Raw genomic sequence first — 14,801 nt, forward strand, 5'->3', positions numbered from 1 at the left:
ATGAGTATATCCACCACCAGTATAAGAAGACCGGTTTTAGCCATTGTTATTAACCTTTTATTGTTGATTTTTGGGATTATCGGTTTCGCTTTTTTAGGCGTAAGGGAATACCCGTCAATTGACCCACCGGTTGTTTCTGTGCGTACAAATTACCCTGGCGCAAACTCCGATATTATTGAATCGCAGATTACCGAGCCTTTAGAAAAATACATCAACCAAATTGACGGTATCAAAAACATATCTTCATCAAGCAACCAAGGTTCGAGCTCCATTACCATTGAGTTTAACTTAAATAAAGACTTAGAAGAAGCAGCCAACGATGTTAGAGACAAAGTATCGCAAGCATCACGTAGTTTACCTAAAGATATTGATGGCTTGCCCGTAGTATCAAAAGCCGACGCAAACTCTGACGCTATCATATCGATGACGATACAGAGTAACAAGCGCAACATTATGGAACTGAGCGATTACGCCGAAAACGTAATTGCGCAACGGTTACAAACAATCCCCGGTGTTTCTACGGTACAGATTTGGGGACAAAAGAAATATGCCATGCGCATGTGGTTAGATCCCGACAGGCTTGCCTCCTACGCACTTACTCCGCTCGACGTTAGAAATGCTTTAGATAAGCAGAACGTTGAACTTCCATCCGGAAAAATTACCGGACAGAACACCGAGTTAACCGTAAAAACGGTTGGTAACCTATCAAACCCAGAACAGTTCAACAATCTAATCATCAAAAATGACGGGCTAAACATCATCAGGCTGAAAGACATTGGTCATGCAGAACTGGGTCCCGAGAATGAAGAAACTGTACTACGATCTGGCCAAACCCCCATGGTTGCAACAGCTATTGTTCCACAACCAGGCGCAAATTATCTTGATATAGCTACGGAATTTTACAAACGTTATGATGAGCTAAAAAAAGAACTACCAGATGATTTTACCCTAAACATTGCGTTAGATAATACCGTGTTTATTAAACGCTCGGTAATTGAGGTTGCAGAAACACTGGGGATCGCTTTGGTGTTGGTTATTTTGATCATTTACCTGTTTTTTAGAGATTGGAGCATCGCCTTTAGGCCGTTAATTGATATACCGGTTTCTTTAGTCGCTACGTTTTTTATCATGTACCTTTTCGGGTTTTCGGTAAACGTATTAACCTTGCTTGCGGTAGTGCTGGCCACCGGTCTGGTGGTGGATGATGGTATTGTGGTTACAGAAAACATCTATAAAAAGGTGGAAGAAGGAATGTCGCCTTTTGAAGCCGCCATTAAAGGTGCAAACGAAATATTTTTTGCGGTAATTTCCATCTCGGTTACTTTAGCCGCGGTATTTTTACCTGTCATATTTTTAGAAGGATTTGTGGGGCGGCTTTTTAGGGAATTTGGGATTGTAATTGGTGCTGCGGTACTTATTTCTGCTTTTGTTTCTTTAACGCTTACACCGATGCTTAACGCATACCTTATTAAAGGAACAGAAAAATCTAAGTTTTACATCAAAACCGAACCGTTTTTCCAAAAAATGAACAGCAGCTACCATGAAGGATTGGAAAAGTTTTTGAAGAAAAGATGGTTGGCCTTCCCTATTGTAATTGTTTGTATCGGCATTATTGTATTGTTTTGGAAAATCCTCCCTAAAGAAACATCGCCCTTAGACGATAGAAGTTATATTTCTTTATCCATTAGCGCTCCAGAAGGTTCTTCTTTTGAATACACAGATGATTACATGTTGCAGGTAAACAAGCTGATACAAGATTCAATCCCAGAAGTGGCAGCAGATTTATCCGTTACCTCGCCTGGCTTTTCGGGTTCTGGCGCAGCAAATACGGGTTTTTTTAGATTACGGTTAGAAGATGCCAGCAAACGTGAAAGATCACAAAGTGATATCGCTACGCAACTCACCAAAGATTTAAAAAAGCTGAACGGTGCAAAAACCTTTGTCATTCAACAAGCAACTATTGCTGTGGGCCGGTCTAGAGGTTTACCTATACAGTTTGTAATACAGGCGCCCAACTTTGAAAAACTTAGAGAGAAACTACCTTTATTTATGGATGAAATTGGCAAGAACCCAGTTTTCACCAATACAGATGTAAACTTAAAGTTTAACAAACCAGAGCTTTACGTATCAATTGATAGAAATAAAGCACAGGATTTAGGTGTTTCTGTTTTAGATGTTGCACAAACTTTACAGCTTTCTTTAAGCGGGCAAAGGTTTGCTTATTTTATTATGGATGGCAAACAGTATCAGGTAATTGGTCAGTTCGATAAGAACAAACGAAGCGATCCTTACGATTTAAGTGCTATTTATGTAAGAAACGCTAGCGGTAAACTCATCCAGTTAGACAACCTGGTAAACGTGGAAGAAAAAAGCAGTCCGCCACAGCTTTTCCGTAATAACAGATTTGTTTCTGCAACGGTGTCTGGTGCGGTTGTGCCCGGAAAATCTATTGGCGACGGAATAGCAGCCATGCGAGAAGCACAGGACAAAATATTGGATGACAGCTTTTCGACAGATTTAGCTGGCGAGTCCCGAGATTTTGCCGAAAGTAATTCAAACACCTCTTTTGCTTTCGGACTAGCTTTATTATTGGTTTACCTAATTTTAGCCGCTCAATTCGAAAGCTTTATAGACCCTGTTATCATCATTTTAACGGTTCCAATGGCTGTTGCCGGTGCATTTTTCTCGCTATGGTTATTGGGTCAATCTTGGAATATATTTAGCCAGATCGGAACCATTATGCTCATAGGCTTGGTAACCAAAAACGGTATTTTAATTGTAGAATTTGCTAATCAGCTCAAAGAAAAAGGAATGCCGGTTGCCCAAGCCATCAGAGAAGCTTCTGTGTCTCGCTTACGTCCTATTTTAATGACCAGTTTAGCAATTGCGCTAGGTGCTTTACCTATTGCAATGGCATTTGGAGCAGCTGCAAAAAGCAGAATGAGTATGGGTACCGTGATTATTGGTGGAACTTTATTTTCGTTATTACTTACCTTGTTTGTGATCCCCGCAATCTACTCCTACTGGTCTAAAGAATACAAAGAGAGCAGAGCAGAGAAAGCGGAAAGAGAAATTAAACTCGCAGAAAAAAATGCCTAAAATGAAACACACCACTTTTTTATATAGCGCTTTATTGTTTTGTTTGCCTTTTGGCGATTTATTTGCCCAAGAAAAACTGAACTTAAAAGATGCCATAACCATAGCGCTTGAAAACAACTATAGTATCAAGCTCAGCAATAACGAAAATGCCATTGCTAAAAACGATTTGAATTATGCAAACGCGGGCTTTTTACCGAGTGTTACCGGCAACTTAACTGACGTTAACAATATTCAAACTTCTAAAACAGATTTAGCAAACGGGGATGTTCGCGATGTAAATAATGCGAAAACGAGTAACCTAAATTACGGAGTTGGTTTAAACTGGAAAGTTTTTGACGGGTTTAAAATGTTTGCAGACTACGACAGATTGCAAGAACTTGAAAAACTGGGCGAATTGAATGCACAACTCACCGTACAAAACACCATTGCCGCTGTTGTTGAAAGCTACTATAATTTAGCATCGCAAAAAAAGCAGTTGGTAGCTATAGAAACTGCTTTAGAAGTATCAACTATACGTTTAAACAATGCAAAATCAAGATATACTTTAGGTAAAGGTTCTAAATTGGAGCTATTGGCAGCAAAGGTTGATTTAAATGCCGATACCACGCAACTTTTGATGCAACAGGACCGTATTAGAAATGAAAAAGTCAATTTAAACCAGTTGATGGCCCGGAACTTGGAAACCAGTTTTGAAATTGACGATGACATATTGATTGATAAAGACTTGGTTTACCAAACTTTAAAAACATTGATAGATAGCCAGAACCCAGATTTAAAAACTGCTCAAATCAATAAAAAAATATCAGAAATATATGTAAAGCAGGTTAAGGCAAATAGATATCCGGTAATCTCATTAAACTCGGGTTATAACTTTGCAAAATCAACACCACTTCAAAATGGTTTTGCACCTTTAAGATCTAATACCCGAGGACTTAACTATGGCTTAACTGCATCTGTGAATATATTTAACGGTGGGCAACAAAACCGTTCGGAGAGAAATGCCAAGCTACTTGCAGACAACTCTGGACTAGATCTTGAACGCATTAAACAAGATGTTGATGCACAATTGCTCACCAGCTTTCAAAATTACCAAACCAGCTTACAGCTGATTTCGCTAGAAGAAAAGAATGTGGAAGTGGCGGAAGAAAATTTAAAAATCACCTTAGAGAAATACAAACTTGGAAGCATTGTACCTTTAGAGCTTAGAGAGGCTCAAAGAAACTATATGGATGCTACAGCGAGGTATGCAAATGCTTTATACCAAGCCAAAATAAGCGAAATTACTTTAAAAGAGATTACAGGAACCATTGCTTTATAAACAATACATTACTTAAAAAAACTTTAACATATACTTTTTATATATTTGTATATAATTTTTCACTTATGCCAGATTACAAGTACAATAGCGCATTATTGGTCGATGACAACTTTATTGACAACATGATCAATGAAAAAATCTTGAAAACCTGTGATTTTGCCGCAGAAATCGTAATCAAACAGTCCTGTGAATCTGCAATTAATTATTTGCATGATTTAGATAAAAACAACAAGAACCTACCCGAAGTAATTTTTTTAGATATCAGAATGCCTGTTAAAACAGGATTTGATTTCTTGGTAGAGTTTCAAGACTTACAATCTCCTAATAAACAATTCGTTAAAATCGTTATATTATCTTCTTCTTTAGATCCAAATGATCATAAAAAAGTGATTGAATTCAATAACGTAACCGATTTCTTAGGCAAGCCTTTGACTACTGACTTGTTAAAAACAATTTAAGAATGCTACTTGTTGCAGATGGCGGTTCCTCTAAAACCGACTGGATTTTACAGCTAGACGACAATAGCACAGAAAAACATACTACTGGAGGCGTAAACCCTTTTTTTTGGTCAGAAAAAGAGATCATCAGAAGCTTAAACAATTTTAAGCCCTTTAACACCATTGCCGATCAGGTAACAGAAATCTATTTTTATGGTGCTGGCTGTACAAGCCCAGACCGACGAGAGTTGGTATCAAACGCACTGAGCACCCGTTTTAAAAATGCTTTTATTTCAGTAGAAAACGATTCTTTAGGTTCTGCTATTGCCTGCTGTAAAAACACATCAGGCATTTGTTCTACATTAGGTACGGGTTCTAGCGTATCGTTTTATAATGGTAAAGAAGATTTTCCTAGCAATTTAGGTTTAGGTTATGTATTAGGCGAAGAAGGTTCTGGAACATACTTTGGTAAGATATTAATAACAGACTTTTTGTACGAAACAGCACCAGAGGATATACAAAAAGCATTCAACAAAGAATACAGGTTAGATAAGGAAACGGTTATTAAGAATCTGTACCAGAAAGCAATGCCGAATCACTTTTTGGCATCTTTTGCGCCTTTCATGAGTATTTGTTACGATCATCCTTACATACAAAACCTATTATACACTGGTTTTGATGAATTTGTAAAAACCCACATCCTCACCTACCCCAACTACAAAGACCACTACTGTCATTTTGTGGGTTCCATAGCTTTCCATTTTCAAGAAATATTAAAAGAAGTAACAGACAAATACGATATCAATTTCGGAAAAGTATTAGAAAAACCAATTGATGAATTATTTGTTTGGATTAAAGAACGAGAAGGATATTAAAATTGAGTTAAAATTGAACCAAAATAAAAAACTGTAGCAGTACCATAAGCACTTGGTATTTTTTTTTAAATTGAATTGTGTTATACAACCTAAAAACCAAGGCATTAAACCATATATGCTAAGAACTCTAATATTTTTGTTGATTGTTACTTTCTTTGGCGAAACAGCTTTTGCACAAGATCAACAAACATTAGTTACAAAAAAACAGACCGAGACACTAACGTTGCTCGCTGTTAATCTTTCTACCAAGAGAGAACAGAACAGAGAAAAAGCGTTTTCTATGGCCAAAAAGAACAATTGGCCGGTCTTTAGGGTACAAAAAAACGGTTCAATTATTTCTTTACAGGGATTGGATGATCTCGGCTTCCCATTATACCTTAAAACATTCGATAACATCATTGCTGCAGGAACAACCAGAACAAATAGTTTATACGCTGGGGGTAGTTTAGGCGCAAATATTAACGGTTCTAGTAATAGTTTAATTGGGAAAGTGGGTATTTGGGATGGTGGAAGCATACTTTTAAGCCATCAGGAATTCGCCGTAAACCGTATCGAACAAAAAGATAATCCATCGAGTTTGAGCTTACATGCCACCCACGTAGCAGGTACAATGATGGCGAAAGGGGTTTATGCAAAAGCAAAAGGCATGGCTTGGGGTTTGCAAAAGCTTTATGCATGGGATTTTAATAACGATGCCTCGGAGATGACTAAAGCCGCCACAGCTGGAATGCTGGTATCAAACCACTCTTATGGCTATATCGCGGGTTGGGATTATAATTCAGACACCAACCCTCCACGCTGGGAATATTACGGGGCGCCTGGTAGCACAGAAGATTACAAATTTGGTTTTTACGATTCCAGTGCAAAAGATTGGGATATTATATGCTACAATGCACCTTATTATTTACCAGTTTCCTCTGCTGGCAACAGCCGGAATTTGAATGGACCAGCAATAGGTGAAGATTATTACGGTTACGAAAGCGCAAGTAGTTCTACGTTTGTGAACAAAGGAAAAAGACCTGCTGGTATTAGCTCAAACAATGGTTATGATATTATTGCAACCACGGCCACTGCTAAAAATATTTTAACTGTTGGTGCGGTTTCAGGGCTACCCTATGGTGCTAATAAACCAGCAGATATTAAGATAGCAAGTTTTAGCAGTTGGGGACCTACGGATGATGGTCGAATAAAACCAGATTTAGTCGCTGATGGGGTTTCAGTTACTTCCACCAGTAGCGACAATCCAAAAGCATACGCCAGTTTAAGCGGAACTTCCATGTCGTCTCCAAACGTAAGTGGCTCGTTAGTGCTTTTGCAAGAGTATTACGCACAGAATAATGGTGGTTCTTTTATGCGCTCTGCCACTTTGAAAGGATTGGCAATTAACACTACTGATGAAGCAGGAACTTCTTTTGGCCCAGATTATATTTTTGGCTGGGGATTATTGAACGTTGAAAACGCAGGAAAGCTCATTAAATTGAACGGTACAAAAAGCATCATCAGCGAGCGTACCCTAGCGCAAGGAGAAGTTTATAGCTTACAGCTAACAACATCTGGCTTTGGCCCTTTAAGAGCAACCATTTGCTGGACAGACCCTGAAGGAGCAACTAAGCCCGACGGAACCATCAACGATAGAACACCGAAACTGGTTAACGATTTAGATTTAAGGTTATCAAAAGACGCAACAACCTACTTTCCGTTTAAACTAGATCCCTTAAACCCAACAGCTGCCACAATAACGGGCGACAATATTTTAGATAACGTAGAACAAATTTACATTGCTAACGCTACACCGGGGCAAACTTATACCCTAAAAGTATCGCATAAAGGCACATTGGTAAAAGGGCCGCAAAAATATTCAATCGTCGTTTCTGGCATTGGTGGAAAAGTCTATTGCAGCTCTATTCCATCATCCAGCAGTGATGCAATTATTGAAAAAGTACAGATTGGGAGTATAAACAATAGCATCCCGGTCAGTTGTAGAACTTATAGCAATTACACCACCTTAAGCACTGATTTAGAAGAAGGTAAGACTTATCCTTTTTCGATAAACGTAGGTAGTTGCGGAGTAAATGCCGATAAGATTGCCGCAATTTATGCGGATTGGAATGGTGATGGCGACTTTGATGATGTTAACGAAAGCGTAGCGAAATCTGCCGTATATAATGGTAGCGGAACGTTCACTGGAACTATGAATATTCCTCAAGGTGTAATTGCTGGCAATACAAGTTTATTACGCATTGTGCTTAACCAAACCAATAATGCCGATAACGTTTCTGCTTGTGGTACTTACGAAAAAGGAGAAACGCAGGACTATAAAATCAACTTTATTAAATCTACCACTGATGTTGGGGCTATCGCAATCAACGATCAACTGGATAATTTATGTGCTGCTACCACTAAGAATTTTTCGGTTAAAATAAAGAACTTTGGAAGCGCTGCTGTTGCTAACATTCCGGTAATATTTACTTTATCCAGCAATAGTAGCGTATTAAAAACCTTTACAGAAAACTTTACGGGCACAATTGAGCCTAGCGCTGAAGCTGACTTTACTTTCGCAACAAGTGTAGATTTGCCAGCCAATACCACATTTACAGTAGATATTAAAACCGCTTACAGCACCGATGTTATTTCAAAAAACAATGCAGTAAGCAAAACCATAACAACTACAAGTCCGCAAAACCCTACCGATTTAAGTGTTGCTGCCTGCGACAATGTTTCGGGCTATTATCAACTTAATGGTAATGGCGATGGCACTTTATATTGGTACAGCACCGCAAATGCAACTGTACCTTTTCAATACGGCAACAATACCTTCACCAATAGACAACCGATCGCCAACACATTTTATGTTGGTTTAAACGATTTTAGAACTTACTTTGGTGCTGATAATAAAAAGGTTTACGCAGGTGGCAGTTATTCTGGAAATTTTGGACCTAAACCGATCATCACCGTAGCAGCACCAATGGTGTTAGACAGTGCTTTATTGTATATCAGCAAAAGCGGACAGCTTACTTTCACGGTTGAAACACCAGATGGGCTAATCTTAAGTTCAAAAACCATTGATGTAGTACGTACAAAAACAACTACTGATGTGGAAACCACAGCTAATCTGATAGATGATGATGTTAATGACCCCGGCAAAATGTTCAAAATCGGTTTAGAATTCCCGGCTGCCGGCACTTATTATATTGGTATAGATTTTAATGGCGCAACTATTTTTAGGAGTAATGTTGGTGTAAACAATATCCCAATAAGTTTGGAGAATGATCTTGTTAAGCTAAGTGGTGCTTACTCAGAAACGAATGGCACAATCACCAATGCTTACTATTATTTTTATAGGATGCTGTTCAAATCTTTGGGATGTTCTAACGCTAACAGGTTGGCGGTTACCGTTGCTAAACCGATGATTACGCAAAACGGCACTGTGTTAACAACAAATTCGGCAAATAATTATAAATGGTATTTGAATAATGTGGTAATTATTGGTGCAACCAATCAAACCTACACGCCCACAATATCGGGTGTGTACCAAGTTGAAACAATAAGCGCTTCAGGGTGTAATTCTAAATCAGCCAATTTCAATTACATATTTTCAAATATCAAACCAGCAGACCCAGAAGAAATCAGTCTTAAAATTTTCCCAGTACCAGCATCAGAAATACTAAATTATAGTTTACAGCTTTTGAAGAAAGAGGACGTTGATATCTCTATCAGCAACCTATTCGGGCAAATCGTTTATGAGAAAAAGCAAAACAATATTTTGGGCAAATTAGCTGATGTAATAAATGTAAAAAACTATGCAACTGGTAATTACATCATAACTATAAAAACTGGGAACAAAATTTATTCGCAGAAAATCAGCATCGTTCGTTAAATCCACTCTCTGATCCCTTTCTTTTTAGGAGAACACTTGATTTACCGTCAAAATAACGTAACAAAGGCATTTAAACGCGATTAGCATTTTGACAATTCTTGAAAAACGGCTATGTTGTAACTTATGAAGAAATACACTTTAGCCATTGTTGGTTGCGGTAAATTAGCATCCATTATTGTTGATGCTTTAAACAAAGATTTGTTGTTGGATTACGAGCTTATTGCTACTTATTCAAGAACCAAAGCAAAAGCAGTACATATTGCAGAAAAAGCAAAAGGGTCTAGAGCTAAAGCTTGCGATTCTATGGAAGAATTATTGAGTTTAAAACCAAATTACATTGTAGAAACCGCTTCTCCCGCTTCCTTACGCGAGTTTGCGCTAACAGCTTTAAAAGGAGGTTCTTCTATTGTAACATTATCTATTGGTGCCTTGGCAGATCAAAAGTTTTACGAAGAAGTTCAGCAAGTCGCTAGAGAGAACAATACTAGAATGCACTTAGCTTCTGGAGCGATTGGAGGTTTTGATGTTTTGCGTACAGCTGCTTTGATGGGAAATTGCACTGCTACTTTTGATACCGAGAAAGGACCATATTCGTTAAGAAACTCCTCTGTTTATGATGACGCTTTGCAAACCGAAAAAAGACAGGTTTTTAAAGGTGATGCTGTTGAGGCAATCGCACTTTTTCCAACTTCCGTAAATGTAGCTGTGGCAGCTTCTTTAGCTTCCGTTGGACCAGAGCAGATGAAAGTTTCTATGACTTCAACTCCAGGTTTTGTAGGTGACAATCACCGCATAGAGGTCAAAAATGACCAAGTCCATGCGGTGATTGATGTTTATAGCTCAACTGCGCAAATTGCTGGGTGGAGCGTAGTAAACACATTGAGGAACATTACCTCTCCTATTGCTTTTTAAGAACATCAACAATGTTGGCCAAAACTTTCTCGCTCAGGCGATCAAAAGCCTGGCGAGTACGCCCAACAGAAACCCGCATACAGTTTACATGTGGATGCGTTAAAAGCTTATCGTTACCTAAAGCAATCAGCGTATCACAATAAAGCAGGTTATCATTGGCTATCCATTTTGCAAACGGTTCTGCATCCCATGCTGGTGATAAGCTTGTATTAAATAAAATCTTCCTGTCGCCTAAAGCTTCAAACTCTTCTTCGTGTAGCAAAACGGTATTTTTATTTAAACAGGTAATTACCACTTCGCTTTGCGCCAATAATTCTTTTAAAGGCAAAAACTTAAAGCCTTTTTGTTCTTCTTCGGGCTTTCTGGTTCTAGAGAAATAAGACACCTCTGCGCCAAAAAACTTTAAAGCATCAGCCACCATACCACCTGATTTTCCTAAACCTACAATCCCGACTTTAATTCCGGTGATTTCTCTAGGAACACCATCCCAAGGTTGTCTGGGTTTACCATCTGTTGTAATTCCAAAACCGTGTAGGCAACGCACCAATTCACTCACGATATATTCTACCACCCCTTCATCACCATAATCACGGATTCCCGTAACGGCAATTCCTCTTTCCTCAGCATACCTAATATCAACGTTTGCACTTTCTGGCGAGTACAAAGAGCAGCACATGCCAATGTATTTAACATTTGGGCATTTGTCTAACGCTTCAGCCCCCAATGGCGACGTGTAACTTAGTAAAACGGCATCGGCATCTCCTATTCTTAGCGCCATTTCGTCTGCATCAGCAGGCACATCGTGGAACATCACAACTTCTTCGGCAAAATTCTTTAGCGCTTCCTCGGCAGAGGTAATTAAATTTAAAGGTTCAACAGCAACCAGCTTTTTAAACATGATTTTTTAATTTTAATGATTAACCCCGATGATAGCAGAACTTTGTTACATAAGCAAGAATAAAGCTAATTGTGACTTTGGGTTGAGATAATTCAATTCTATTTTAATTTTTCGCCACTTACATCAACTTAATAAATGTTATTTCTTTGGATGTTGTTACTTTAACCACCAAGTTTTCCTGCTTATCTATTAAATACTTTTCAAGTGGTAGCTTTACTTTTGATAATTTACCGGTATAGCTTTGGCTTGTAAGGAGCTGACCCAACATGTTGTAAATTTCAACTTTACGTATAGAGCTACCATCTGTTGCCTCCACCACACTATTGTCTTTAACAGGAATTGGGTAAATCTTTACTTTAGTGTTTTTTACGCTTATTGGGAGGTCTATAGAAAGCGGAATACCTTTTTGAAGTGTTATTACTATTGGAGCACCTGCATAAACCTGTTCTTGGTAATTATATAAAATACCGTCGCCAGTGCTCGGCAAGGAAACTACAATGGTAGATTCTGTGGTTCCATTGGTTGTAACACGGGCAGATTCGCCCGCAATTCTAGAAACGCCTGGTAGACTGTAGTTGTACGTCCCTGCTTTAAGTACCTGCGGTATTTTTACCGTTATTTCTGAGGTGCTCAAACTATGTAATGGGTTAAGAACTGTTAGTCTTAAATCACTTTCAAACTCTTTTGTCATCACTAAAGCTGGTTTGTCAACTTCTATCCATTTTCCATCGTCGAAATTGACACGGTTAGCTTGAAAAAAAGTCACTTGTTTAAGCTGTTCAACACCATCTGTAACCGCATGATAATTTCCATCGGCACTATAAATTTGGGTGTTAGCAATGTAAGAAGCTAAAACATCAGGCATTTCCTGCAAGGTTACATTTGCAACCATTACATATTTGTAGCCATTTTTTTGGGTTGTTGGGTTTACACCGTGGTCTAAGGCTAAAATATAATTTGTGCTTTGCGTTAATCCCAAATCTGTTGCTGTAATGTTAATGTTGCTCCCGGTTTTGATCAATAAATTTTGACCCGTTTTTGGAAATACCAGATAGCCTTTATCGTTATGATGAATCCAAGTTGGGCCTGTTAAAGGTTCAACCAAATTCACACTAGATCCTTTTGTAACTGTTTTGCTTGTGCCGTTGATATTATAGGTAATTGTTTCTAATTGCTCCGACTGGTCAATTGTTGTTACAATCTCTTTTCCAGACGAACTTGCTTTTCGTTTTACATCGGTGCCAACAGCAGTGCCGTATTTACCAATTAAAAAATATGATTTTAAAGCTTCTGCACCGGTATAAGTGTCGATTGGTTTGTGGTGATAACCCGATATTCCGTAAGTTCCATCAGAAAGGATACCCGAAAAAATATTCCCTCCAGGTTTCGAATCCGAAGCAGCACCGGTTGGCATTGCATCGGTACGCCACTCTTCGGTTACGCCAGGCAATACATGCCAATCAAAATTCTGCAATACTTTTTGGTTGTATTCATTGCCTGTAACCCGCAATAAGAAAACACCACTTCCCGCATGCCATGATTTTCTGATCTTGTCAAAATCTTCCGATCCTGCGGTTCTTACCGATTTGTTTTTTACCGAAAAATAGTAATTTTCATTCCCCTCTTCTTTTCTGTGCATCAAATAATCAGCATCCCAAAAAGAAGTAGTTTCGGTATGCGTATGTGTTCCGTTGACTAAATTAGCCCTTAAGCTTAACAATTCTGTTTGGTTAGCAATTACTGTAGAAGACTTCTTAGCGATCATCAAATCATCAATCGTATTTTTAATATCCTTAGATCCAAAAGCTGATAAATCTGCAAAAAAACTACGTCCCGTTACTAAAAAGTCTAGCGAGTTTTTGTAGATAAGTCTTCTGTACGAGTAATTTATACGATCGGAAACGAACTGCAAACCTTTGTCGTCCATTTCCAAAGGCGTGTTTTTAAAGTACTTAGAGGCATCATTATTTGTAATCAGCCATTCAAAACCGTAGGCAACCATGGCCACGTCTGAAGCATTATAACCTTTATGGTGAGTCACTGTTCCATCAGGATGAAAACCAGATTGATCAAATGCTTGGGTTGGTGTTGACAACCTTCCGCACCAATGCTTTACATCAGCCAACACGCCGTTTGGTGACCAATTATGAGCAAACGTTTTTCCTTTTAATGGTGTGTTGTTATAATAGTCATCATACCAGTAAGGCACATAAGTAATTGGTCTGTTATAGTCTGCCCATAAAATCGGTAGCGTCATCAATGTGCGCATGCGGTGACTTAGGTTACCATCAGACCATGCACCCTCAGAATAATTTAGATTGGATATATTTCCCCAAACTCCAGCGTCGTCATTCATCACTCTCATGCTAGGAACTTCAGAAAAAAACAGTTGATAAAAGCGAATAACCGAGCTATAAACCTGTTTGGCTTCTGCATCGTTAAACTCGATATCTTTTAACAGTTCTGGCCAGATATAAACTAAAGGGGCACTTAAAGCGTCAGTTGCTCGCCACTGGTGCGTTAAAAAATTATGACTGACGAATCCACGCTCGCTCATTTTACTAATTCCATCGCCCAGCTCTGTTCCAATGGGTTTGCCCCCAATCAATAAATCATTCCCATAAATTGGCACATTATTCATATACGCCATAACCGATTTATAAATAGCCCGCTTTAAACGAGCCATGTTTGTTGCGTTTCCGCTAGGAATGCCATAAGTTGTCGATTTTGCGTAGGCGTAGCCCAAGCCTCCTATCAATTCTGAAACACTTTGATATTCTGCTTCCAACACGCCACTAGCAAACGTTGATGGATGCTTGGTGTAAAATGAAAACCCAGAAAACTTTCCATTGTTATTCTCTAATTGTGTTAAATAAGAAACTAACTGACTATCAGAAAATTTTGTGCGTCCATACATTCTGGATTCTGAAATGGTAATCGGCGTATAGTAATCTTTTAACTGTGTCCAAAGCGTTGTTTCTGCTACATGAATTACAATGCTTTTTGTGGCTTTTAGGGTGGCTCCATCCTTTAACAGAATATTTAAATTATAGTCTTTAGCACCTCCCGAATTTTTACCCGTAGCTACTTTTAAAACACCGAAAATTCTTCCCTTATCGTCAAACTCAGTTGCTATCTCAAAAATATCTGCGTTATTTTCAATCGAAAACCTGTAAGAAGCTGGAATGGGGGTTTTCTCCACATCCTTATTACTTTTTAGGTTGACTTTCCCCGTAACGGACGTACCTGCTACTTGATTCGTTTTAATATCGAAATAGTTAGCCAAAAGAACTTCTTGCGCAAAGGTTTGGGAAGTTAAAAACAGCCCTAAAAAAAATGGTAATAGTTTTTTCATGTAAAATTTAGATTTTGGGTTTCCATCACT

The 14,801-nt window shown here is 38.5% G+C and carries 8 protein-coding genes; 6 read left to right on the forward strand and 2 right to left on the reverse strand.

What is annotated here, in order from left to right; genetic code table 11:
* The 6 genes from B176_RS0109070 (at position 1) to B176_RS0109095 (ending at position 10,518) form a co-directional block, all read left to right on the forward strand.
* A complete protein-coding gene (locus B176_RS0109070; protein ID WP_017258488.1) occupies positions 1-3,099 on the forward strand; it encodes an efflux RND transporter permease subunit in 3,099 nt (1,032 codons plus the stop codon).
* 1 nt (position 3,100) lies between these two features.
* Positions 3,101-4,417 carry a TolC family protein gene (locus B176_RS0109075; protein ID WP_026063240.1) on the forward strand — a complete coding sequence of 439 codons (1,317 nt, stop codon included), beginning with the start codon at positions 3,101-3,103 and terminating at the stop codon, positions 4,415-4,417.
* A 65-nt stretch (positions 4,418-4,482) separates the two neighbouring features.
* Positions 4,483-4,875 (forward strand): response regulator, encoded by a 393-nt coding sequence (locus B176_RS0109080; protein ID WP_017258490.1) that lies wholly within the window; start codon positions 4,483-4,485, stop codon positions 4,873-4,875.
* A 2-nt stretch (positions 4,876-4,877) separates the two neighbouring features.
* Positions 4,878-5,729: a hypothetical protein gene (locus tag B176_RS0109085; protein WP_017258491.1), complete on the forward strand. Its 852-nt coding sequence runs from the start codon at positions 4,878-4,880 to the stop codon at positions 5,727-5,729.
* 115 nt (positions 5,730-5,844) lie between these two features.
* Positions 5,845-9,606, forward strand: coding sequence for a S8 family serine peptidase (locus B176_RS20245; protein ID WP_154647935.1), 3,762 nt, complete (start codon positions 5,845-5,847; stop codon positions 9,604-9,606).
* A 123-nt stretch (positions 9,607-9,729) separates the two neighbouring features.
* The gene (locus tag B176_RS0109095) at positions 9,730-10,518 is read left to right on the forward strand and encodes an aspartate dehydrogenase domain-containing protein (RefSeq protein ID WP_017258493.1); all 789 of its coding nucleotides are present in this window, start codon (positions 9,730-9,732) and stop codon (positions 10,516-10,518) included.
* Here the strand turns inward: B176_RS0109095 and B176_RS0109100 are convergent.
* Both B176_RS0109100 and B176_RS19320 read right to left on the reverse strand, forming a co-directional pair.
* On the reverse strand, positions 10,505-11,416 hold the full coding sequence (locus tag B176_RS0109100) for a D-isomer specific 2-hydroxyacid dehydrogenase family protein (RefSeq protein ID WP_017258494.1): 912 nt from the start codon (positions 11,414-11,416) through the stop codon (positions 10,505-10,507). The two genes, B176_RS0109095 and B176_RS0109100, sit on opposite strands and share 14 nt — an antisense overlap.
* 118 nt (positions 11,417-11,534) lie before the next feature.
* Positions 11,535-14,771 carry a polysaccharide lyase family 8 super-sandwich domain-containing protein gene (locus tag B176_RS19320; RefSeq protein WP_161603020.1) on the reverse strand — a complete coding sequence of 1,079 codons (3,237 nt, stop codon included), beginning with the start codon at positions 14,769-14,771 and terminating at the stop codon, positions 11,535-11,537.
* Between the last annotated feature and the right edge of the window lie 30 nt (positions 14,772-14,801).

It is taken from the genome of Pedobacter arcticus A12, assembly GCF_000302595.1.
GTDB lineage: Bacteria > Bacteroidota > Bacteroidia > Sphingobacteriales > Sphingobacteriaceae > Pseudopedobacter > Pseudopedobacter arcticus.